Annotated in this window: 24 protein-coding genes; 8 read left to right on the forward strand and 16 right to left on the reverse strand. The window is 58.3% G+C overall.

Annotation, left to right across the window (positions count from 1 at the left end):
- Positions 1–6 precede the first annotated feature (6 nt).
- The 5 genes from motD (at position 7) to RYA97_RS24830 (ending at position 3,629) form a co-directional block, all read left to right on the forward strand.
- On the forward strand, positions 7–894 hold the full coding sequence (gene motD, locus RYA97_RS24810) for a flagellar motor protein MotD (RefSeq protein ID WP_002554265.1): 888 nt from the start codon (positions 7–9) through the stop codon (positions 892–894).
- Positions 895–938: 44 nt separating this feature from the next.
- Positions 939–1,727, forward strand: a complete 789-nt coding sequence (locus RYA97_RS24815) for a ParA family protein (protein ID WP_002554264.1) — start codon at positions 939–941, stop codon at positions 1,725–1,727.
- Between the two features lie 102 nt (positions 1,728–1,829).
- On the forward strand, positions 1,830–2,690 hold the full coding sequence (locus RYA97_RS24820; RefSeq protein WP_316893272.1) for a CheW domain-containing protein: 861 nt from the start codon (positions 1,830–1,832) through the stop codon (positions 2,688–2,690).
- A gap of 57 nt (positions 2,691–2,747) precedes the next feature.
- A complete protein-coding gene (locus RYA97_RS24825; RefSeq protein ID WP_003370201.1) occupies positions 2,748–3,227 on the forward strand; it encodes a chemotaxis protein CheW in 480 nt (159 codons plus the stop codon).
- Positions 3,228–3,629: a DUF2802 domain-containing protein gene (locus tag RYA97_RS24830; RefSeq protein WP_004644274.1), complete on the forward strand. Its 402-nt coding sequence runs from the start codon at positions 3,228–3,230 to the stop codon at positions 3,627–3,629.
- A gap of 565 nt (positions 3,630–4,194) precedes the next feature.
- Here the strand turns inward: RYA97_RS24830 and RYA97_RS24835 are convergent.
- The gene (locus RYA97_RS24835) at positions 4,195–4,743 is read right to left on the reverse strand and encodes an adenine phosphoribosyltransferase (RefSeq protein WP_005744586.1); all 549 of its coding nucleotides are present in this window, start codon (positions 4,741–4,743) and stop codon (positions 4,195–4,197) included.
- Positions 4,744–4,804: 61 nt separating this feature from the next.
- Positions 4,805–5,539, reverse strand: a complete 735-nt coding sequence (gene fnr, locus RYA97_RS24840) for a fumarate/nitrate reduction transcriptional regulator Fnr (protein ID WP_005744587.1) — start codon at positions 5,537–5,539, stop codon at positions 4,805–4,807.
- Between the two features lie 152 nt (positions 5,540–5,691).
- Here fnr and RYA97_RS24845 point away from each other — a divergent pair, with 152 nt between their 5' ends.
- Positions 5,692–6,162: a hypothetical protein gene (locus RYA97_RS24845; protein ID WP_004658764.1), complete on the forward strand. Its 471-nt coding sequence runs from the start codon at positions 5,692–5,694 to the stop codon at positions 6,160–6,162.
- Between the two features lie 14 nt (positions 6,163–6,176).
- Here the strand turns inward: RYA97_RS24845 and hemN are convergent, their stop codons facing one another.
- From hemN to RYA97_RS24885, 8 genes are all read right to left on the reverse strand, one after another.
- Complete coding sequence (gene hemN, locus RYA97_RS24850) at positions 6,177–7,559, reverse strand: oxygen-independent coproporphyrinogen III oxidase (protein WP_316893275.1); 1,383 nt, start codon at positions 7,557–7,559, stop codon at positions 6,177–6,179.
- Between the two features lie 96 nt (positions 7,560–7,655).
- Entirely contained in the window at positions 7,656–8,339 is a 684-nt protein-coding gene (locus RYA97_RS24855) for a sulfite exporter TauE/SafE family protein (protein WP_316893277.1), read from the reverse strand.
- Positions 8,332–8,535 (reverse strand): cbb3-type cytochrome oxidase assembly protein CcoS, encoded by a 204-nt coding sequence (ccoS, locus tag RYA97_RS24860; protein WP_002554255.1) that lies wholly within the window; start codon positions 8,533–8,535, stop codon positions 8,332–8,334. The genes RYA97_RS24855 and ccoS overlap by 8 nt, the downstream gene beginning before the upstream one ends.
- On the reverse strand, positions 8,514–10,988 hold the full coding sequence (locus tag RYA97_RS24865; RefSeq protein WP_316893279.1) for a heavy metal translocating P-type ATPase: 2,475 nt from the start codon (positions 10,986–10,988) through the stop codon (positions 8,514–8,516). Before RYA97_RS24865 ends, ccoS begins: the two co-directional genes overlap by 22 nt.
- 2 nt (positions 10,989–10,990) lie before the next feature.
- Positions 10,991–11,527: a FixH family protein gene (locus RYA97_RS24870; protein WP_005780471.1), complete on the reverse strand. Its 537-nt coding sequence runs from the start codon at positions 11,525–11,527 to the stop codon at positions 10,991–10,993.
- A gap of 10 nt (positions 11,528–11,537) precedes the next feature.
- Positions 11,538–12,950: a cytochrome c oxidase accessory protein CcoG gene (gene ccoG / locus RYA97_RS24875; protein ID WP_010198118.1), complete on the reverse strand. Its 1,413-nt coding sequence runs from the start codon at positions 12,948–12,950 to the stop codon at positions 11,538–11,540.
- Between the two features lie 64 nt (positions 12,951–13,014).
- On the reverse strand, positions 13,015–13,467 hold the full coding sequence (locus tag RYA97_RS24880) for a type II toxin-antitoxin system VapC family toxin (RefSeq protein ID WP_005780474.1): 453 nt from the start codon (positions 13,465–13,467) through the stop codon (positions 13,015–13,017).
- Positions 13,467–13,718 carry a type II toxin-antitoxin system Phd/YefM family antitoxin gene (locus tag RYA97_RS24885; protein ID WP_005744595.1) on the reverse strand — a complete coding sequence of 84 codons (252 nt, stop codon included), beginning with the start codon at positions 13,716–13,718 and terminating at the stop codon, positions 13,467–13,469. Before RYA97_RS24885 ends, RYA97_RS24880 begins: the two co-directional genes overlap by 1 nt.
- A gap of 489 nt (positions 13,719–14,207) precedes the next feature.
- Here RYA97_RS24885 and RYA97_RS24890 point away from each other — a divergent pair, with 489 nt between their 5' ends.
- Positions 14,208–15,845, forward strand: a complete 1,638-nt coding sequence (locus RYA97_RS24890) for a metallophosphoesterase (protein ID WP_005780476.1) — start codon at positions 14,208–14,210, stop codon at positions 15,843–15,845.
- A gap of 71 nt (positions 15,846–15,916) precedes the next feature.
- Here the strand turns inward: RYA97_RS24890 and ccoP are convergent, their stop codons facing one another.
- From ccoP to ccoN, 4 genes are read right to left on the reverse strand one after another with little or no spacing between them, the layout of a single operon-like run.
- A complete protein-coding gene (gene ccoP / locus RYA97_RS24895; RefSeq protein ID WP_005780477.1) occupies positions 15,917–16,894 on the reverse strand; it encodes a cytochrome-c oxidase, cbb3-type subunit III in 978 nt (325 codons plus the stop codon).
- Positions 16,891–17,082, reverse strand: coding sequence for a CcoQ/FixQ family Cbb3-type cytochrome c oxidase assembly chaperone (locus tag RYA97_RS24900; protein WP_005744598.1), 192 nt, complete (start codon positions 17,080–17,082; stop codon positions 16,891–16,893). The genes ccoP and RYA97_RS24900 overlap by 4 nt, the downstream gene beginning before the upstream one ends.
- Before the next feature lie 5 nt (positions 17,083–17,087).
- Entirely contained in the window at positions 17,088–17,696 is a 609-nt protein-coding gene (gene ccoO / locus RYA97_RS24905) for a cytochrome-c oxidase, cbb3-type subunit II (RefSeq protein WP_005744599.1), read from the reverse strand.
- Positions 17,696–19,138, reverse strand: coding sequence for a cytochrome-c oxidase, cbb3-type subunit I (gene ccoN, locus RYA97_RS24910; RefSeq protein ID WP_002554246.1), 1,443 nt, complete (start codon positions 19,136–19,138; stop codon positions 17,696–17,698). The genes ccoO and ccoN overlap by 1 nt, the downstream gene beginning before the upstream one ends.
- A gap of 670 nt (positions 19,139–19,808) precedes the next feature.
- Here ccoN and RYA97_RS24915 point away from each other — a divergent pair.
- Positions 19,809–20,498 (forward strand): alpha/beta family hydrolase, encoded by a 690-nt coding sequence (locus RYA97_RS24915; protein WP_005780481.1) that lies wholly within the window; start codon positions 19,809–19,811, stop codon positions 20,496–20,498.
- A gap of 1 nt (position 20,499) precedes the next feature.
- Here RYA97_RS24915 and RYA97_RS24920 read toward each other — a convergent pair whose 3' ends face one another.
- Together RYA97_RS24920 and RYA97_RS24925 are read right to left on the reverse strand one after the other, a co-directional pair.
- Complete coding sequence (locus RYA97_RS24920) at positions 20,500–20,958, reverse strand: hypothetical protein (protein ID WP_005731593.1); 459 nt, start codon at positions 20,956–20,958, stop codon at positions 20,500–20,502.
- A gap of 91 nt (positions 20,959–21,049) precedes the next feature.
- The gene (locus RYA97_RS24925; protein ID WP_010198108.1) at positions 21,050–22,642 is read right to left on the reverse strand and encodes an Ig-like domain-containing protein; all 1,593 of its coding nucleotides are present in this window, start codon (positions 22,640–22,642) and stop codon (positions 21,050–21,052) included.
- Positions 22,643–22,667: the final 25 nt, after the last annotated feature.

Genomic DNA, 22,667 nt, shown 5'->3' on the forward strand with positions numbered 1-22,667 from the left:
CAGCGCATGGCTCGCCGACGTCAGGCCGAAGAACACGAAAATCATGAGCGCTGGCTGGTGTCGTATGCCGACTTCATTACCCTGCTGTTCGCCTTTTTCGTGGTGATGTACTCGATTTCCTCGGTCAATGAAGGCAAATACAAGATTCTGTCCCAGGCACTGGTTGGCGTATTCAACGATACCGAGCGCACTATGAAACCGATCCCTATTGGTGAGCAGCGCCCGGTCTCGATAAAGCCCGCCGAGCCGCTGGTCAAGGACAGCGAACAGACCGATGCCGGAATTGGCCAGGCTTCTGATGATCCGCTGCAAACCATCGCTCAGGATGTTCGCGATGCGTTCGGCGACCTGATCAAGTCCGATCAGATGACGGTGCGCGGCAACGAGTTATGGATCGAGATCGAACTCAACTCCAGCCTGTTGTTCGTCAGCGGCGACGCCATACCCAGCGACAAGGCCTTCACGATCATTGAAAAGGTTTCCGGAATCGTCAAACGCTTCGACAATCCCATACACGTTGAAGGCTTCACTGACGACCAGCCGATCAGCACTGCGCAGTTTCCGACCAACTGGGAACTGTCTTCGGCTCGATCTGCCAGCATTGTGCGCATGCTGGCGATGGACGGTGTCAATCCAGCGCGACTGGCCTCTGTGGGCTACGGTGAGTTTCAACCGATCGCGCCCAATACCACTGCCGCCGGACGCGCCAAGAACCGCCGCGTAGTGCTGGTCATCTCGCGAAATCTGGATGTGCGTCGCAGCCTGACCAGTTCAGGGTCGGCCAATGTGCAACCGGATGCTGCACTGAGGCGTGCTGGCACACAAACTGCACCGGTGCCAGCAAAGCCGCCGGTACGTGCGAACGCCGTCAATTCTCCGTCACCTGCCCCCTAACATCGTATCGGTATGGTCGTTGCTGTACGCAAGGAAAAACATCAATGAGAGTCTGGGCAGTAGCCAACCAGAAAGGTGGAGTCGGAAAGACCACCACGACCATCGCCCTGGCCGGCCTGCTGGCCGATGCGGGCAAGCGTGTGGTCGTGGTCGATCTGGACCCCCACGGCTCCATGACCAGCTATTTCGGGCATAACCCGGACGAACTGGAACACAGTGCCTTCGATCTGTTTCTCCACAAGGGTGCGGTTCCGGAGGGGCTTCCGGGCCAATTGCTGCTGCCGACCAGTGACCAGCGTATCTCGCTGATACCCTCCAGCACGGCGCTGGCCACACTGGAGCGTCAATCCCCTGGCCAGAGCGGCCTGGGCCTGGTGATCGCTAAGAGTCTGGCGCAGTTGTGGCAGGATTTTGACTATGCGCTGATCGACAGTCCGCCGCTGCTGGGCGTTCTCATGGTCAATGCGCTGGCGGCTAGCCAGCAGTTGGCGATACCGGTACAGACCGAGTTTCTGGCTGTGAAAGGCCTGGAGCGTATGGTCAATACCCTGACCATGATCAACCGTTCGCGCAAGGTGCCGTTGCCTTATACCATCGTGCCGACCTTGTTCGACCGTCGTACTCAGGCGTCGATGGGCACATTGAAATTATTGCGCGACAGTTTTCCCGATCATGTCTGGCAAGCCTACGTGCCGGTTGACACGCGGCTGCGCGATGCCAGCCGTCTGGGGCTGACGCCGTCGCAGAATGACAGTAAGAGTCGCGGTGTGATTGCTTATCGGGCATTGCTCAAGCATATGCTCGCCGAGCAGCTCAATGCTCAGGTGGCCTGACGTGAACGTCCATTCTTTCTACACAGTTTGCTCAAGTGATGCCTCAATGCGGCCGATAACTCTATCAGGTTGCACCTGCTCCATTTTTTGTTGGGCCCCGGTATGAACCGCCCTGTAGAAGTAGCAACACGACCCAAGCTGGCGTTGCAGTCCTATCTGGACGCATTGCTGTACGACGCGACTGAAGTGCTTGAAGAGCCTGTCAGCAGCATCGATGAATTTCAGGCGGCTGTGCTCGAAGAGCAAGCCTTTGATGCGCGGATGCAAGCGCAGATCAAACCGCTGGCGGTTGCGGTGGCCGCGCCGGCTCCGGTGGCTGTAGCAGTAAAGGTCGCAGCGCCTGCGCCCGTGATTGAAGTCGCTCCGGTGATTGTTGCCGAAGTGGTGAAGGTTGAAGAAGCAGTGTCGACCGTTGAGCTGGTCGAGCCGGTCGCCGAGTTGAGCACACTGGTGACCCAGCGCACGCCGACGCCGCCGCCGACCAGCGATGGTCGCCCGGCATGGGCCGCCGAGCCGTTCGAATGCCTGTTGTTCGACGTGGCCGGGTTGACGCTGGCAGTGCCGCTGGTATGCCTAGGGTCGATTTACCCGCTGGCAGGGCAGGAGCTGACGCCACTGTTTGGTCAGCCGGACTGGTTTCTCGGGATCCTGCCTTGCCAGGCGGGCAACCTGAAAGTGTTGGATACCGCGCGCTGGATCATGCCTGATCGCTACCGCGACGATTTTCGCCAGGGATTGCAGTACGTGATTTCGGTGCAGGGATACGAGTGGGGACTGGCGGTGCATCAAGTCAGCCGTTCGTTGCGTCTTGATCCGAACGAGATCAAATGGCGCACGCAGCGAGGTCAGCGCCCATGGCTGGCGGGCACGGTTATCGAGCACATGTGCGCGTTGCTGGATGTTGCAGAATTGGCCGAGCTGATAGCCAGTGGCGCGGTCAAGCAGTTGAATAAGTCGAAATAATCATGGGTCGATGCCAGTGGCATCACCTGCAAAGAACACACGTGAGGGGTTGGGGTTATGAATAAGTCGTCTGCACAAGGTTCCGAAGATCCTATCCTGCAATGGGTTACGTTCCGCCTGGACAACGAGTCCTATGGCATCAACGTGATGCAGGTGCAGGAAGTGCTGCGCTACACTGAAATCGCCCCGGTCCCGGGTGCGCCAAGCTACGTACTGGGCATTATCAACCTGCGCGGTAACGTGGTCACCGTGATCGATACCCGTCAGCGCTTTGGTCTGGCTCCGGTTGAAGTCAGCGACAATACGCGTATCGTGATCATCGAAGCCGACAAGCAAGTGGTCGGGATTCTGGTCGACAGCGTGGCTGAAGTGGTTTACTTGCGTCAGTCTGAAGTCGAAACTGCGCCAAACGTGGGTAACGATGAGTCGGCCAAATTCATTCAGGGCGTTTGCAACAAGAACGGCGAACTGTTGATTCTGGTTGAACTGGACAAAATGATGTCCGAAGAAGAGTGGTCCGAACTGGAGAACATCTGATTGATCTTTGAGGTAGCTGTCGTCTTCCTGGGCATTCTCTGGGTAGTCACGCTGTTTATGTTCCTGGCCCATACCAGGCGTCAGCGCAAGCTCGATGCCGAGCGTGATGAGGCGGCTGCCTTGCGTGATCAGCGGATCAAGGAGTTGGCCAGACGCCTGGACAACTACCAGAACGGCACGGTGCGCATGGGCGAAGCGTTGCACGAGCTGCGTGCCATCGTTGCGCCGTTGCCGGACAAGCTCACTGCACTGGAACAGCGCGATCCCTCCACGCTGTCCTTTGCCCAGGCTGCACGCCTGGTCGGCATGGGTGCCAGCATCGATGAGCTGACCCAGTCCTGCGGCCTGACCCAGGCCGAAGCGCAACTGATGACCAAACTGCACAGCAATACTGCGAGCTAGTTTCTCTTCGGTACACGCCTGCGCTGCCCATTCAAGGTCGGACGCAGAGCGTCCAGAACTGCAACGATAATCTCAACTATCGTGCGACGCTCCGCGTCGCATGCCGTTCTGGACGCTCTGCGTCCGATTTTGAGTATGATTCTCGTGTCAATCACTCTGCATTGGCATGCTCTTCTTAACGCTTGGCGTTGCAAATTTCCGGTGCGGCAGAACATCATGCCTTACCTGTTAATGCTGCCATACAGTGCTTTTTTATCGCGATGGTACTGACGACGCAGAGTGCGACGTTAGTGACGGCTGAGTCCTGGCGCTGATCCGGGGGTAGCCTGGCAGGACGCCAGGCTAGCCGCACCGGGCCATGGATGGCCCGTTGCGGCGACCCCCGGATCAGTGACAGGGCGAAGGAACCCGACGAAGTCGGGCCGGAAACAGGAGCGAGGGGGTTTGGTTACTTTGGCCCGTCAAAGTAACTCGCCGAGGGGCGAAAAGGTGACCTGAGTCGAACCCCAATCCATCTGACATCGCAGAACCACCGTGCAAAGCGGAGCCACGGTCAGTGCCGGTCTTACTGCTCGTCCAGCGCAAACTCGGTCAGACAGAACGTCGGGATCTTCAGGTCGTTAAGACGCTTGGAGCCACCCAGTTCCGGCAGGTCGATGATCGCAGCGGCTTCATGTACCTCAGCGCCCATGCGGCGGATGAGGTTGGCGGCGGCGATCAGCGTGCCTCCCGTCGCGATCAGGTCATCGAACATGATGACTGAGTCACCTTCGCACAGACTGTCGGCATGCACTTCCAGATACGCTTCGCCGTATTCGGTCTGGTAGGCCTCGGAGAGTACGTCGGCAGGCAATTTGCCTTGTTTGCGAAACAGCACCAGCGGCTTGTTCAGTTGATACGCCACCACCGAACCAATCAGAAAACCACGCGCGTCCATGACGCCGATATGGCTGAAATCGGCTTCTATATAGCGCTGCACGAAGCTGTCGATTACCTGACGGGTAGCCTTGGGCGACTGAAAGAGGGGAGTGATGTCGCGAAAGACCACGCCCGGCTTGGGAAAGTCTACGACCGGGCGTATCAGGGACTTGAAGTTCGATTGATCGAAAGTCATCAGGGGGATCCATGGCAGGTTTGGCCGATAGTTTAAGCCGACCCGCCACAGATCGCACGTATCAGCTTTGCATTGCGCCGCCTGCCAGCGCGCACAGCTCGATCGGGGCGAGGATATGAATCTCTTTGCCTTCTGCAGCAATCAACTGGTTTTGCTGGAACCGGGTGAATACCCGCGACACCGTCTCGACGGCCAGGCCCAGGTGATTACCGATTTCGTTGCGCGACATGCTCAGACGAAACTGATTGGCCGAGAAACCTCTGGCCCGGAAGCGCGCAGACAGATTGATCAGAAACGTGGCAATACGCTCATCGGCGGTCTTCTTCGATAGCAACAGCATCATTTGCTGATCTTCGCGGATCTCGCGGCTCATGACGCGCATCAACTGGCGACGCAGTTGCGGCAACTGCACCGACAGCTCATCCAGGCGTTCAAATGGTATTTCGCACACTGAGGTGGTTTCCAGTGCCTGCGCCGAGACCGGGTAAGCTTGGGCGTCCATGCCTGACATTCCGACCAGTTCGCTGGGCAGATGAAAGCCGGTGAGTTGTTCTTCGCCGTTGTCACTGATGTTGAAGGTTTTCAGCGCGCCGGAGCGTACTGCATAGACCGACTCGAAGGTATCTCCCTGACGGAATAGAAACTCGCCTTTTTTCAGTGGACGGCCCCGTTTGACGATCTGGTCAAGGCAGTCCATGTCTTCCGTGTTCAACGAGAGGGGCAGGCAGAGTGGAGCGAGACTGCAATCCTTGCAGTGAGCCTGGTTTTGAGCGCGCAACTTTACTGGCTCGGACATCACTTAATTCCTTGTGGGAAAACACACATAAGCCGTAAGGGTACCTCACCCTTGCTTGTCGGGGCCAGCCTACAAAGCCTTCTGTACCATCAAGGTTCCAGAGCGGCTGCCGATAAGCCTGTATTCCCTCGGATGAACCAGGATGCCTTGGCATGTCAACGACACTTCCGTTGATCAACAGTATTACGATACGTACTGCGACCTCGCAGATTACGTACAGCAGCCAGACCAGCGAAAGCAGCGTCGAGACGCCTGCCGGTGAGGCAAAGGGCGTTGAAGTCAATCTGTCGTCAGCAGGCAAGGCGGCCGCTGCGTCGTCTTCCAGAAATGCCGATATCGAGCAGAGCGGCCTGCCGGCTTCCGTGCAGAAGATCCTCAAGGCTATTCGCGAGCTTCAACGCAGGATCGCGGAAACCATGGAGCAGATCCAGAAGGCTCTGAAGGACCCGAGTCTGAGTCCCGAGGAGCGCCGCACCAAGGCCGCGGCGCTACAGACCGTGCTCACCACATTGCAGGCGCAGGTGAGCAATTCCACGGCCGATTTGTCGTCGCTGATGAACAGCCTGAACTCCAGCGACGCCGACAAGACCAAGGCGGGCATGCTGGTTCTGGCCAAAATGTAGAACCAGGCCTCTGCTCATATCACCCGGGAGAACTGCTGCCTGTTCTGCCGGGTCAGGTACGCATCGAAGACCATGCACACAGCACGCACCAGCAACCGGCCTGCCGGTTTCACTTCAATTCCCGCGGCGCTCAACGCAATCAGCCCGTCCTCCGCCATGCCAAGCAGTTGTGGCCATGCGTCGCTGAAATAGCCTCTGAAATCGATGGAGAATGCTTTTTCAATCTCGGCGAAATCCAGCATGAAGTGGCAGATCAACTGCTGAATGACTGCGCGTCTTATTCGGTCGTCATCGCTGCACATCAGCCCTCGTCTGGTTGCTGGCTGGTCGCTGTCCAGCAGCCTTTGATAGTCGCTCAGGTCGCTGCTGTTCTGACTGTACAGCTCGCCAATCTGGCTGATGGCCGAGACGCCCAGCCCGATCAGATCACAGTGACCATGCGTGGTGTAGCCCTGAAAATTGCGTTGCAGGGTCAGGTCTTCCTGGGCGATAGCCAGCTCATCGTCGGGCAGGGCGAAATGGTCCATGCCGATGTAGCGATAACCGGCGTTGCCCAGTTGCTCGACGGTGCGCTCGAGCATGAGCAGTTTGCTCCGGGCATCCGGCAGTTCGGCCGTGTCGATGCGCCGCTGCGGCATGAAGCGTTCCGGCAGGTGGGCGTAGTTGAACACAGACAACCGGTCGGGCTGTAATTCGATGATTTCATCCACTGTGCGGCTGAAGGCTTGCGCGGTTTGTCTGGGAAGGCCGTAGATCAGGTCGATATTCACAGAGCGAAACTGCAGCGTGCGGGCGGCTTCGACGATGGCGCGGGTTTCCTCCAGGCTTTGCATGCGGTTGATCGCCCGTTGCACGGTGGGGTCCAGGTCCTGCACGCCAAGGCTGACCCGGTTGAAACCCAGCTCGCGCAGCAGGCCCATGGTCGACCAGTCCGCTTCGCGAGGGTCAATCTCGATGCCATAGTCGCCGGAGTCATCTTCCAGCAAATTGAAATGCGCGCGCAGCTGCGCCATCAACCGACGCAGTTCAGCATGACTCAGGAAGGTCGGCGTGCCGCCGCCCAGGTGCAGTTGCTCCACTACCTGACCGGGTGCCAGGTGGCAGGCGAGCATCTGTATTTCGTGTTCGAGCCGCTGCAGGTAAGCCTGGGCGCGTCCGCGGTCCTTGGTGATGACCTTATTGCAGGCACAGTAGTAACAAATGTTCGCGCAGAAGGGCAGATGCACATAGAGCGACAGCGGGCGCAACGCCTTGCGGCTTTCCCGCAGAGCATGCAACAGGTCAAATGCGCCTGTTTGTGTGTGAAGTTGCACTGCTGTCGGATAGGACGTATAGCGCGGTCCTGCCACATCATAGCGATGGATCAGGTCTGAATCCCAACGAATGGCGTCAAGCATGCGCACGTTTCCCGGTCAGGCTGGCGATGTCGCGAGCATACGCAGGCGCTCAAGGGCGGGCGTTGACGTGGATCAAGCGGGGTGAGCTGCCCGGCCTCAGTGCCCCATCAGCCAATGCTGATGCGGCCCCGGCAAGGTCCAGAGGCCAAACACGATTACCAGCAACCCTCCGGCCATGCGAACACCTCGTTTGCGCAGCAGGACAGTGGTGCGCTCGGCGGCAAGTCCGGTGGCCAGCAGAACGGGCCAGGTGCCCAGCCCGAAGGCCAGCATCAGCAAGGCGCTATGGAGAGGATTGCCCTGGCTGGCGGCCCAGAGCAGGGCGCTGTAAACCAGCCCGCAGGGCAGCCAGCCCCACAGCGCGCCGAGCAACAAGGCGCGGGGCAGGCTGGACACCGGCAGCAAGCGGCTGGCCAGCGGTTGCAGGTATCGCCACAGGCCTCGGCCCAGGCGCTCGATATGCGTCAGCCCGCTCCACCAGCCAGCCAGATACAGCCCCATCACGATCAGCAACACTGCGGCGATGACCCGCAGACCCGTTGCCAGCGGACTTTGCGCGACTGCCCAGCCGACCAGCCCGGAACCCAGGCCGGCAACCGTGTAACTGAGAATGCGCCCAAGGTTATAGGCCAGCAGCAGCCGGAATCGACGGCTGCGCTGTTCCTTGGGAATGGCCAGTGTCAGCGCTCCCATGAGGCCGCCACACATCCCCAGGCAATGGCCGCCGCCCAGCAGCCCGAGAATGAGCGCCGAGAGCAGCGTCGAAGCAAGTTCAAACATCGTGTTTCTCGTCAGCGCCAGGCCGTTGCTGTTCTGGCCGGGCATGATCCACTGACGGCGGATCATCGAACAATATGCTGTGCGCCGGGCCTTCCATATCGTCGTACTGGCCGCTGTCCACCGCCCAGAAGAACACGTAGATCGCAACACCCACCAGCAGCAGCGCAGCAGGGATCATGATGTAAAGCGCGGGCATGAAACCTCCGGGGCAGGTTGTGACGTCAGGGCGCGGCGCGGCATGCGGGTCAGGCGCAAGGCGTTGAGCACTACGGTCAATGAACTGAGCGACATGCCGATGGCCGCCCATACCGGGGTGATCCAGCCCAGTGCCGCGAATGGCAGCATGAGGCCATTGTACAGGCTGGCCCAGAGCAGATTTTCGATAATGACCCTGCGCGTACGTCGGGCCAGATTCAGTGCGTCGATCAGCACCGGCAAACGGTTGCACAGCAGCACGGCGTCAGCGCTGGTTTTTGCAAGGTCGGTGGCCGAGCCCATTGCCACACTGATGTCGGCAGCGGCCATGACCGGGACGTCATTCACCCCGTCACCGATCATCAGCACCTTGCGTCCCTGAGCCTGAAGTTGCCGCAGCACCTCCAGCTTGTCGTCCGGGCGCATACCGCCACGCGCTTCCTCTATCCCCAGCGCCTGCGCGACACTGGCGACCATCGGTGAGCTGTCTCCGGACAGCAGCAGCGTTTTCCAGCCTCGTGCCTTGCAGGCTTGTAACAAGGTGCCGGCATCGTCGCGCAGTCGATCGTCGAGTACCAGCCAGGCCAGCGGCCCTTGCGCATCGCCCAGCAATAGCCACTGGCCGGACTCATCGGTGATCACCGGCGGTTCAGTGCCGCTCGGCGCACAGACGAACGGCGCCTGGCCGATGCGCAGCAGTTTCCCGTCAACACGTCCTTCCAGCCCTAGCCCCGGTGTGCTGTGCACCTCTTCGGCGGCCCTTGACGCTCGACCAAAGGCGCGGGCAATAGGGTGCTCGGAACGGTTTTCCAGCGCCGCCGCCAGCTCAAGACAGCGGCTGGCGTCCAGTTCGCGTAGCGGGTGAATGCTGCGTAGCGCCAGATGTCCCTCGGTCAGGGTGCCGGTCTTGTCGAAGATGACTGTGTCGATCTGATTCAGGCCCTCCAGTACATGACCTCGGGTCAGCAACAGACCAAGCTTGTGCAGCGTGCCGGTGGCTGCTGTCAACGCGGTCGGTGTCGCCAACGACAGCGCGCAGGGGCAGGTGGCAACGAGCATTGCTAGGACAATCCAGAATGCACGGGATGCGTCGATTTGCCACCAGATAACGCCGATCAGCGCCGCCGCCATCAGCGAAAACAGTAGAAAGGTCTGTGCAGCCCGGTCGGCGATCTGCGCGAGACGGGGCTTCTGCGCCTGGGCGCGCTCGAGCAGGCGGACAATGGCCGAAAGACGGGTTTCCTGACCCAGCGCCGACACGGCAATGGTCAGCGGACTCTCGACATTCAACGTTCCTGCGGTGACCGCATCGCCCGCGCTGCGCACTTGTGGCAGGTACTCGCCGGTCAGCAGTGACTCATCGATACTGGAATGACCTTCGAGGATCCTGCCGTCAGCCGGGATCACCGCACCGGGGCGCACCAATATACGATCAGTCAAACGCAGTTCGCTGAGCATGATGCGCTGGCTCCGGCCATCGTCACCGAGGCGCAGGCATGAGGCGGGCAGCAGGTTGACCAGTTGCGCCGTGGCTGCCGCTGTGCGCTCGCGGGCGCGGCGTTCCAGGTAGCGTCCGGCCAGCAGGAATAATGCAAACATGCCTACCGCATCGAAATACAATTCGCCAGCGCCGGTGACCGCAGTCCAGATGCCGGCGACATAAGCCGCGCCTATTGCCAGCGACACCGAGACGTCCATCGTCAGTTGACGGCTGCGCAGGTCGCGCAACGCGCCGCGGAAGAACGGTGCGCAACTGTAGAACACGATCGGAGTGGTCAGAAACAGCGCCACCCAGCGCAGGATGGTGTGCATCTGCGGGCTGAGGTCGATGTTGAACTCCGGCCAGGTGGCCATGGTTGCCATCATTGCCTGAAACCACAGCAGACCAGCGACACCCAGTTGCCGCAACGCCAGACGGTTTTCACTTGCCAGACGTTCGGCGGCGCGATCGGCCTGCCAGGGGTGAGCGACATAACCAATTGCGTGCAGCTCGCTCAGCAACTGACTGAGGGCAAGCTGGTCGCCGCGCCAGCGTACGTGCAGGCGATGGGTGGAGAGGTTCATGCGCGCTTCGGCCACCGCAGGCAAGCGGCTCAGGCGTTTTTCGATCAACCAGCCGCAGGCTGCGCAACTGATGCCCTCGACAAGCAAAGTGGCTTCTGACAAATCGCCTTCGTGGCGCACGAAAGGAGCCTGTACTTCAGGGCGGTCGTAGAGTGCCAGTTCATCGATCAATTGCGTGGGCAGGCTTTCCGGGTTGGCCGAGGCCTCGCTACGATGGCGGTAATAGCTTTCCAGGCCGCTGGCGACGATGGCCTCGGCCACCGCCTGACAGCCGGGGCAGCACAGCTCCCGGGGTTCACCGAGTACAACCGCCGTGAAACAGTCACCGACTGGAACGGGCAGGCCGCAGTGGTAACAGCACATTGGAGTGGCGGGGGGTAGCGTCGCCATGTTCAGTCTTTCCGGCGTTGCGCAGCTTGCAGGGGTTCGTCGCCCAAGGTCAGGTCAGCAGCGTCGACCTGCTCTTCTTCGAACAGACGCCAGGTCTGGTCGCCTTCGACACCCAGCAGTTCCACAAAGCGCCGACCCTTGACCCGGTCTTGCAACTGCCCGATGTAACGGCCCGGTTCAGACGGGCTGCGGGTCAGGAACACACGGCGATCACTGGCAGGGCGCGTCGGCGAAATAAGGTTCAACTCCAGACGCTCCGGGTTGCTGTTGCCGCTCAGGCGCAGCTCGACTTCGCCGGTCAACTCGTCCAGATGTACACGGGCGTGCAGTTTGAGGTTTTGCGCAAGCATTTCCCTATTCAGCGAGCGATTGATGCCTTTGCCGGCCTCGTAGTAGTTATCGGTGACCAGCGGGTCAGGGTTGGTCACTGCGATGAACACCATCGACAGGCTCAACGTCACCGAGCAGGTCAGAATGGCGATGATGATCCATGGCCAGAGGTGCCTGTACCAAGGGCTTGCAGCAGTCGCAACGGGCATGACGGTGCTCTTAACGAAGAGGTGGGCCGATGAAACGGCTTTTGGTGTCGACATGTGTGTCGCTGTCGATGTCCTTGAGGGTAAAGGTGACTTCGTTGCTGTGTGCCGGGAGTTTTTCAGGCGCGCTGGACAGCCCCACTGGCAGGCTGACGATCTCGCCTGCCGGGACGCTGATTTCCCGACGGCCCTGCAGTTTCAGGTCGGGCAGGCCGCTGGCCTCCAGCACATAGTCATGATCCACCTGATCCTTGTTCATCACTTTCACGGTGTAGACGTTTTCGATACGGCCTTCGGCGTTTTCCCGAAAAAGCATACGGTCCTTGCTGACCTCCAGACCCACCAGCCCACGCATGCAGAAGGCCGCGATCAGCAGCCCGATCATCAGCAACAGAACCAGTGCATAACCGATCAGGCGCGGGCGCAAGGTGCGGGTGCGCTGCCCGGACAGATTGTGTTCGGTGGTGTAGCGAATCAGGCCGCGAGGGTAGTCCATCTTGTCCATGACCGTATCGCAGGCATCGACGCACGCCGCACAGCTGATGCATTCCACCTGCAGGCCGTCACGAATGTCGATGCCGGTCGGGCAGACCTGCACGCACATCGTGCAGTCGATGCAGTCACCCAGCCCCAGTGCCTGAGGATCAGCCTCCTTCTTGCGCGGGCCTCGGGCTTCGCCACGATTCTGGTCGTAGGAGATGATCAGCGTGTCCTTGTCGAACATCACGCTCTGGAACCGCGCGTAGGGGCACATATAGATGCACACCTGCTCGCGCAGCCAGCCTGCATTGAGGTAAGTGGCCAGGGTGAAGAAACCGACCCAGAAATACGCCCAGCCATCCGCTTCGCCCGTGAACAGATCAATGCACAAGTCGCGAATGGGAGAGAAGTAACCTACGAAGGTCATGCCCGTGGCAAAGCCGATCAGCAGCCACAGGCTGTGCTTGGCGAGCTTACGCGCCAGTTTGCCGGTGCTCATCGGGGCATGGTCAAGCCTGATACGCTGGTTGCGATCGCCCTCGGTGACTTTCTCGCACCACATGAACATCCAGGTCCAGACGCTTTGCGGGCAGGTGTAGCCGCACCATACCCGTCCGGCATAGACCGTGATGAAGAACAGCCCGAAGGCTGCAACGATCAGAATGCCGGACAACAGAATGAAATCCTGCGGCCAGAACGTCGCGCCGAAGATGTAGAACTTGCGTTGCGGCAGGTCCCACCAGACCGCCTGGTGCCCACCTTTATTGAGCCAGACCGTGCCAAAAAAGATAAGCAGCAACACGGCACCGCCCAGCATGCGCACATTGCGAAACAGACCTTTAAACGCGCGGGTGTGGATTTTCTCGCGCGAGGCATAGAGGTCGATGAATTCGCCGCTTTTTTCGGATGGCGGTGTGATGTCGTGTACCGGAATCTGGTTGCTCATTGATGGGTCCAGCGGCGGTGGAGTAGCCCGGGCCGATACAGGTCAGGCACGTTTACATCCGCGTTCAACGTGACGCACGTGAATAAACGGCCGCTTCTTCATTCAACTGGCTGACCCAGGGGTTGAGCAGCGCGACCCCGCACGACTGAAAGTCGATTGTGTTGCGTGTGACCACGGTCATGCCATGCACCAGCGCAGTAGCCGCGATCAACGCATCGCATTCGCTGCGCGGGTCGGGGACATGCAGTTGGGCGCAGCGCCTTGCGACCTGAGTGTCGACTGTCAGGATACGCCCGGCGAACGCTTTCAATACATGCTGCTCAAGCCACATTCGCAATGCTGCGCCCTGTGCCGGGTCGCGGCGTTCGATACGCAGGATACCTGTTTCGAGCTCAAGAATCGTGATGGACGAGATGAACAGGCTGGACGCCATCTGGGTTCGCGACCAACGGAGCACGTTCGCATCGGCGTTGCGTTTTCTGAGTTCGGACACCACGTCGGTGTCGAGCAGGAACATCAGGACAGGTCAACCGGTCGAGTCGTGATGACAGCCCGTTGCGGCTCGAATTCGATATCGAGGTGCGCCGGCATGATCAACAGGTCAGCGATGCTCGCTGCACTGCCGGTCAGTTGCAGGTACGCCTCGATCGAAAGCAGCACATGGGCAGGGCGGCCTCGGTCGGTAATGAACACCGGGCCTTCATTCGCGGCCTTCTTGGCCCCGCTGGTGTCTTGGTTGAATTCGCGGCTTGAGAGGGTAGTTGTCATGAAAGCGACCTCCGGAATGGGCAGACACATCGTTGTCATAATGAGCAATTCTAAGCGTGTAGAGATGTAACTACAATGCGTGCAGTGACGCACATTACTACCGCGCACTGCTTGCCTGGTATCCCGATGCTAAAAATCCACTTGATCTGATGGTTCCTGACGCAGCGTTATGCAGTGCTTATCTGCATGCGCGTCAATGCGCGTCGTCAGCTTCTCTTGGTATTTCAGATTGCAGAAAGGCGAAATTTATTACCGAAGCCCGTCACGTAGGCGTGGAGTAATAAGCAGCCCCTATGACTGGGCTACTTATTAAACGTCGTGCCGTTTGTCACTCAAAGAACTGCCGTCGGTATCCAATAGCCGACCTATCAGTTCTGATAGTAGAGTTTCAGCAGATGTTTGTAATAATGAGTACAGCCGAAATGCTCTGAGTAACGCTCTCTGTCCGCGTTTGGATTCTGGGGTTTTAGTTTTCATGAGGGTTTTGATATGTCTAACTACAGGCTTTTTCCTTGTGCGTTGTTCAGCACATTGTTATTGATGTGCGGGTGCGTTAGTGATGTGAAAAATGAAAGCCCAGACGCTGTGGTGAGCACGGGCGGGCCCAAGGGCATAATAAGGCATATTATATTTGCTTCTGACCCTCAATACCCTTGGTCAAAGGATAAAAAAAACACAGAGGACAGTCTGGGCGCTTTGCCGCACCGGCAATCGCAGGACGTCCTACTGCAATCCCGCTCCTCGGTTAACGAGGTTAGTACTGAAGACCTCATCAGAAATCAATATTCTGCGATACAAAAATGGCGTGCCGGAGCCATGGGCGGGACCGGCAATAACCCGGTCATCATAAACGGAGACATGACGGCGTTTGGCCACGGCGAGGAAAGGGCATTTTTGTACGGGACACTGGATTCAATATTATCGACGAATTGGTATTTTGGACTTGGTAATCATGATTACAAGAATAATATAGACAGCTGTGAAAATAATGGCTGCGCCCGAGACAGTATGGAGGACCTTGCAGGCCGGATGGGCGGTAATCGGATGGATTATAGCGTTAATGAAAGCGGATTTATTCATACCACCAAAAAGTATTCAGGAAGCTTTGCGTACTTTAAGGATTTTGGACGTGTGCGGTACATTCAGCTGAATTTGGACCCTTCATATACAAACTGGTTTTATTCTTCAGGTGTATGGACAACAAATGAGTTTGATATTTTGTCACCCGTTGAGAATGGCTGGCTGGAGAATCTGCTGATTCAAGCAAGGGATAATGGAACATTTGTCATTATTGGTATGCATGACGCAGAGGAATGGACCCGGACATCCGATCCACGTACTCAAGCTATCCTCACTAAATTTCGTAAACTGTTAAAGGAGTATGATGTCTCAGCCATTTTTGCAGGTCACTTTCACACCGCTGCCGGAATATATCCAAGTCCCTATGAAGGTGTGCCCGTTTTTCTGAGTGGTTCGGCAACTGAAGAGACTTTTCTCATCGCCGATATTGATGAGAGTTCAAGAAAAATTTCCGTCTGGCTCGTTAGAAATAATACGCCCGAGACCGCGCAACATCTGGGTGTGTTTCCTCTCAAACAATCAGTTAAAACTCCACCAACCGACGAATATGACAATGCGGGGAGTTGGGGAACCTGGGGGCCATCGGCACGGTGTCCAAGTGGACTGTACATAAACGCTTTTGATGTAAAGGGGGAAAAATGGCAAGGCGACGATGACGATACGGCCGTCAATGCGATCGTTATGTACTGCCACGATGATGTCGGCCTGAGAAGTAAAGAAGGAGGATGGGGGACTTTTTCAGGATACAGGAAGTGCCCTGCCGACCAGGCGATCGTTGGATTTCAGTTGAAAATGGAGCCCTCTCAAGGGGACGGAGACGACACAGCAGTGGACTCTGTCAGGTTTGTTTGTGAAGGGGGACAGTCCATAGCCGCAGCCTATGACACAAGTTATGGCGTTTGGAAAAAAACTTTCCGCTGTCCTGCCGGAATGGTTGCTATCGGTTTTGAAACACGCGTCGAAGACTATCAGGGGGACGATGATGATAAGTACGACGACGATACGGCTTTGAACGGCATGAGGATGAAGTGCGGTTCCAAGCCTTGATGTGTCGGCAATGGCAGTCGTGAGGGTTTCAGGCCGTCACGACGCCAGGCGCACTGTCTGTAAGAGCCGTATCACTCTTTTTCAGCAGGCTGCTCCTGGCGGGACAGGCTGTAAACATAGGCAGCCAGAATGTGAACCCGGTCATTGCCTTGCAGTACCTGCTGAGCGGGCATCTGGCCCTGGCGGCCATCGCGAATGGTCTGCTGCAACTGCGCGAAGCTGGAACCGTAGATAAACGCGTTGGGATGCGTCAGGTCCGGCGCGCCGAGAATCGGCATTCCCTTGCCTTCTGGCCCGTGACAGGCAACGCAGAGTGTCGCGAAGGTCTTCTGGCCCGCGACCGGGTCAGCTTTGGCACCTTCGGGCAACTGCCGGGCGTCCAGTTGGGTCAGCACGTAGGCCGACACATCACGCACACCCTGTTCGCCCAGCACTTCGCCCAGGGCGGGCATCACGCCCATGCGCCCGGCCATGATCGACGTCTTGATCGCCTGAGCGTCGCCGCCCCAGCGCCAGTCGGCATCGGTCAGATTGGGAAAGCCGTAGGCGCCTTTCGCGTCAGAGCCGTGGCAGACCGAGCAGTTGGAGGCAAACAGGCGAGCACCGATTTTCAGCGCCTGCGGGTCTTTGGCTACCTCCTCGACGGGCATGGCGGCGTATTTGGCGAACAGCGGGCCATAGCGGGCCTCGGCAACGGCCACTTCCCGTTCCCATTCGTGGACACTGCTCCAGCCTTGCTGGCCGTCGGAGAATTGCACTTTGCTGTCCTTGTCCCGATAGTCGTAACCGGGCAGCAAACCCTTCCAGTTGCCCAAGCCTGGGTACAGGACTAGATAACCCAGCGCAAAAACGATGGTCGCTATGAATAGATAGAACCACCATCTGGGTAGTGGGTTGTCGTACTCCTCAATGCCGTCGAACGCATGGCCGACGGTCTCATCTGTCGGTTCGTCGGGCTGACCTTTGCGCGTGGACAGCAGCAGCCAGAGCATGGCGATGATTGTGCCCAGCGTCAGGACCGCGACGTACAGGCTCCAGAACGTACTCATGGTTGATCTTCCCGTTCAGCCCTGGCGCGCTCGACCTTGCCTATGGCCTCGGGGTCATCCGCGAAAGGCAACAGGGTCGCATCGTCGAAGTGCGCCTTGCGGGCAGGGCTGAACACCCACAGCATCAGGCCGATGAACGCAACCATCACGACCAGTGTGCCAAGGCCTCGAATCATTCCGATGTCCATCATGTTCACCGTTTGCTCTTGATGAGCGTGCCGAGGCCTTGCAGATAGGCCACCAGCGCGTCCATTTCAGTCTTGCCCTGCACGGCGGCGGCCGCACCGGCGATGTCCGCGTCGGTGTACGGGGTGCCAAGGGTACGCAGCACTTGCAGCTTTTTTGCCGTCTGCGTGCTGTCGATCTTTTTCTCGGCCAGAAACGGATAGGCAGGCATGATCGACGTTGGGACCACGTCCCGAGGGTTATTCAGGTGCACACGGTGCCACTCATCCGAGTAGCGACCGCCGATCCTGGCCAGGTCCGGCCCGGTGCGTTTGGAACCCCATAGAAACGGATGGTCCCAGACGCTTTCGCCCGCCACCGAGTAATGCCCGTAGCGTTCGGTTTCGGCGCGTAATGGTCGGATCATCTGCGAGTGGCAGCCTACGCAACCATTGGCGATGAATACATCGCGGCCTTCCACCTCCAGCGCGCTGCGTGGTTTCATGCCGTCGATCGGTTGATTGGTCACATCCTGAAAAAACAGCGGGACGATCTGCGTCAGCCCGCCGATGCTCACGGCAATAACCATAAAGAACGCCAGCAGGCCGATGTTTTTTTCGAGCACATCATGTTTCATCAATGCGCTCCCACGACGGCAATGCGCGCAGCTGCCTCGGCCGCCTGCGGGTCAGAGGCTCGCACTGTACGTATCACGTTGTAGGCCATCAACAGCATGCCGCTGGTGAAGATGGCACCGCCGATGGCGCGCACGATGTAGCCGGAGTGACTGGCCTGCATGGTCTCGATGAAGGAATAGGTCAGCGTGCCGTCGTCGTTCACTGCACGCCACATCAGGCCCTGGGTGATGCCATTGACCCACATCGAGGTGATGTACAGCACAGTACCGACGGTCGCGAGCCAGAAATGCGTGTTTATCAGGCCGACACTGTGCATGTGCGGACGGGCGTAGAGTTTCGGGATCATGTGATAAACCGACCCGATGGTAATCATCGCCACCCAGCCCAATGCCCCGGCATGTACGTGGCCGATGGTCCAGTCTGTGTAGTGCGACAGCGAGTTGACGGTCTTGATTGCCATCATCGGGCCTTCAAAGGTCGACATGCCATAGAACGCCAGCGAGACCACGAGAAAGCGCAGTATCGAATCGGTCCGCAACTTATGCCATGCACCCGACAGCGTCATCATGCCGTTGATCATCCCGCCCCAGCTGGGTACCAGCAGAATGATCGACATGACCATACCCAGCGACTGTGCCCAGTCTGGCAGGGCGGTGTAGTGCAGATGGTGCGGACCGGCCCAGATATACAGGGTGATCAATGCCCAGAAATGCACGATGGACAAACGATAGGAGTACACCGGGCGCTCGGCCTGTTTGGGCACGAAGTAATACATCATGCCGAGAAAGCCGGTGGTCAGGAAAAAACCTACGGCATTGTGCCCGTACCACCACTGGATCATGGCGTCGGTCGCTCCGGCGTAGGCCGAATAGGACTTGAACAGGCTGACCGGCAGCGAGATGTGGTTGACGATGTGCAGCATGCCGGTCACCACGATGAATGCGCCGTAAAACCAGTTGGCGACATAGATATGCCGGGTCCGGCGTTTGACGATGGTGCCGAAAAATACCGCAGCGTAGGCGGCCCAGACGATCGCCAGCAGAATGGCCACCGGCCATTCAAGTTCGGCATATTCCTTGGTAGTGGTGTAGCCCATCGGCAGCGTCACGATGGCGCCGACAATCACGGCTTGCCAGCCCCAGAAGGTAAACGCCGCCAGGCCATCGGAAACAAGCCGCGTCTGGCAGGTGCGCTGCACCACGTAATAAGAGGTGGCAAACAGCGCGCAGCCACCGAACGCAAAGATCACCAGGTTGGTGTGCAACGGCCGCAGGCGTCCGAAGGTGGTCCATTCAAGTTCCAGGTTCAGTCCCGGCCAGACCAGCTGCGAAGCGATGAACACGCCCAGGCTCATGCCGATCACGCCCCAGACCACGGTCATGATGGCAAACTGGCGCACCACTGTGTAGTTGTAGGTCGTCGGACTGGTTGTTGTGTTCATTACAGACTTCCACGATTCAGATGTTGACCGCAGACGTAATCGGGCTCGGGCGATGCATCGCTGGAAATGGCATCGAGGCACACGAAAAGGCAGGGGCAGGAACAGACAGGCACATTAGCGAGCGTCAAATGGTTGCAGCAGACGTGTGTCGACGAGTTTAGCTTTGAAAGAAGGGTGTGGGAAGCCGCAGCGCGGAGCGGATAATCTGCGTTGTATGGTCAGCGAGTATTCCGCACCCCGTTGCAGGGTGCGGAGTTCACGCATCGCCGCTGGATTGGAGCAAAGCGGTGGCGACCCTCGCGTACAGACGAGTTGATCAGGACTCGCGCAAAGACTGTCACGCATGTTCAATCGGCGGTTGCATCTGTCATAGCCCAGCAAACTGGCCTGAGCAGGCATATGACTCTGGCGACCGACTCAGCGGTTCTGTTGCAATTGTGCGAGGCCAGTACCGTCAATGAAACCGCCCGGCGGTGTCAGGTTTGGGGCGCTCATCGCCTTGGTACTTTTACCTTGTGCACCTTGACAGATTAACCGGGCGGACCTGAATGGTGGCTGTCCGGCAGGGCGTCCCTGTCGATGCGTCCACGCGCTCTGCGCTTGCGCGATTCACGCAGGCTTCGCGGTTATAGTAGCGGGCTACTCTGAGACTCATCTGAACGAGGCAAGCATGAGCAAAGGCCCACAGCCCGGCATCGGCAAGGATCAATGGCTGCAACTGATCAACGAAAAAGGCTGGTTATGGACGCCCACCCTGCGGGCAGACGCGCACGAGGCGCCCACCTTGCTGCTGGCACATGGCGCAGGCGCACCGATGGACAGCGATTTTATGAGCCACATGGCCACCGATATTGCGGCGCAAGGCGTCAGCGTCCTGCGCTTCGAGTTTCCTTACATGGCCCTGCGGCGTCACGGCGGCAGCAAGCGTCCGCCCAATCCGCAGGCGCAATTGCTGGAATGCTGGCGAGAGGTCTATGCCTTGGTCAGGCCTTTTGTGGCTGGGCGACTGGCTGTTGGCGGCAAGTCGATGGGCGGGCGAATGGCCAGCCTGATTGCCGATGATATCGAGGCGGATGCGCTGGTTTGCCTGGGGTATCCGTTCTATGCCGTGGGCAAGCCGGAGAAACCGCGCGTGGCCCATCTGGCTGAATTGAAGACACCTGCTCTGATCGTTCAGGGCGAGCGCGATGCGTTGGGTAATCGCGAAGCAGTGGAGGGTTATGCGTTGTCCAGCGCTATTCAACTGCACTGGTTGCCGACCGCCAATCACGACCTCAAACCATTAAAAGTCGCAGGTATCAGCCATGAACAATGCCTGGTCGAGTCGGCGCAAGTGATTGCCCGCTTTCTGCGCACCTGATTTATCGGCAATGTACGTCGAAAAAGCCGTTGGTCACTTCGAAATTAATCGATGACATGCTGAAACTGAAGCGTCCGCGCAGGCGCAGAGTATAGGGATTGGCTTCCAACAGGCTCAGGGTGCCGTTTTGAAAGTGTGCCGAATGATAGAGGGTGTTCTGCCGGTGCTGCGTCTCGTTGTAAATCACTTTGATCTGGGCATGGCCTGGCAGATTGTGATCACCGGGTTTCAGGTCGTTGTCCAGAAACAGCCCGATAGTCGTTCGTTTTGTGCCCACCTTGCCGTCGACGATCAGCTTCCATACCCACTGATCGGGTGCCTGTTCCAGCTCAGCCCGCAGGGTCAATTGGCCCGCCAGGGCAAGCACCTTGAACGGTCGCTTATTGACGCAGGCCTGAAAGCTGCCTTCACACGACGCGGGACGAACAAAGCGTTTGGCTGGGGATGTGGTGGGGTGCATGGCCTGACTCTGTAGAACGTATGAATAGAAGCAGGGCGTTGCCCTCTCAGGTAACGCCCTGTTTGATGATTACAGGTTCATCAGTTTTCGATCATCTGATGCCAACGCCAAGACTGGAGTTGTGGCTCTTCAACTTGAAGTTTCCGCCAGAGACCATGTTCTTCACGTAGTACCAGTTCCAGCCCCCGATGCCGGCGCTTGAAACAGTGGACGACCAATAATTACCGTTGCCCATCGGCCAGCGATTGCCGTACAGGTTATAGATCTCCACCAGTTCGTGAATGGTCGGAATCCTTGCGCCGTTGTTGCCTGCGTTTTTGCTGATCTGAGAAAAGCTCCCGCTGCCCAGGCCGATGCAATGGATGACGCCGACGACGGTGATCAGGTAGCTTTTACTCGCGCCCAAAGCATCGGTCGCCGTAATGGTGGCCGTGCCGTTGCCTCGAACCGAGGCCAGCCCGTTGCTGTCCACTTTCGCGACCAGCGGGTTGCTCGAGGTGTACTGATAGGGTGCCTGTCCGCCACTGGCCTGACGCTGAAGGGTGGTGTCGGCCGAGAAGTTCGGCAACAGTTCCGGCAAGCCTGGGAGCAGATACACCTTGCCGGCCAGCGTAACCGGCGAAGTGTCCAGCACCAGCTCGGGCTGCCCCATCAGAATCTGCAAGGCCAGTGTGTCGGATACCTGTACCAGACCATTGACGCGATTGACCACATAAGAAACCGCCACCGTCTGCCCGGCGTTTGCCGTTACCAGCGCCGCAGCAAACACTATTTCCAGCGTCTTGCCCGCGTCCGCGCCGGTCAGCGTCTTTTCCCGTGTGTCATTGCCGTTGGGCCCTTGCCATTGCACGATCACCTGATCGCCGGCTTTCAGGTTGGCGGTGGCGTCGATCACCACGGTTGCCCCGGATGGGGCGTTAGCCGGGTCTAGCGTGTTGCCGGCGGCTTCTTTTATGGTTGGGGTGGGCAGGGGCGTTGCTTGCGTGAGTTGCAGCTTCACGTCCACCGCCTCCGAGGCCATGGACAGATTCCCTGCCAGATCTGTAATCGTGTAGTAAACCGGCGCCTCAATGTCGCCGATCAACTCCAGAAACGACCTGGCGAAGTCGACCATTGTTCGTTTAAGACCCACGTCATCACTGCTCACCACCGCCATCGGACCGGGCAGATCATTCCAGTAGGTGCGGACGACATCGCCCTCCTGCATGCCGTTGTAGCTGGCAATCGTCCCTGAAAGCACGTTACCCATGGTTTGCAGTTCTTCTGAGGTCAGACCGTTCTGTACCTGCGTGGGAAAAATGATGGGGGCTAGCAGCGGATCGCCAGGCGGGGTTAGGTCTACGATTACAACTATCTCGGCAGAAAACTCGACGACCATATTGATCGGGTTTTCGACCGCGTAAGCCACAGAGTGACGGCCTTCGGTCAACAGCTCGGATGGAATGTGCAGCATGAGGTCGTCACCTGGCATCTGCGAAAGCAGGATCTCTTTCTTGAGACCAATAAGCACTCCATCGAAGTACAGCTGATAGGTATAGCCGGGGCGCGCGCCTTGCCAGACGTTCAACAGCACTTCGAGGGGCGTGTTCAAACTGTCGATGGGTAATAGCCCATCGTTCAAGGCGGCTGCGATGACTGGCGCAGTCAGCACGGTTTCTTTTTTTTCAGTCGCAAGGTTATACATGGGTGTTCCTTATAAGTTTAAAAGT

The sequence above is a fragment of the Pseudomonas syringae group sp. 26L6 genome, assembly GCF_032587815.1.
In the GTDB taxonomy this organism is placed as follows: domain Bacteria; phylum Pseudomonadota; class Gammaproteobacteria; order Pseudomonadales; family Pseudomonadaceae; genus Aquipseudomonas; species Aquipseudomonas amygdali.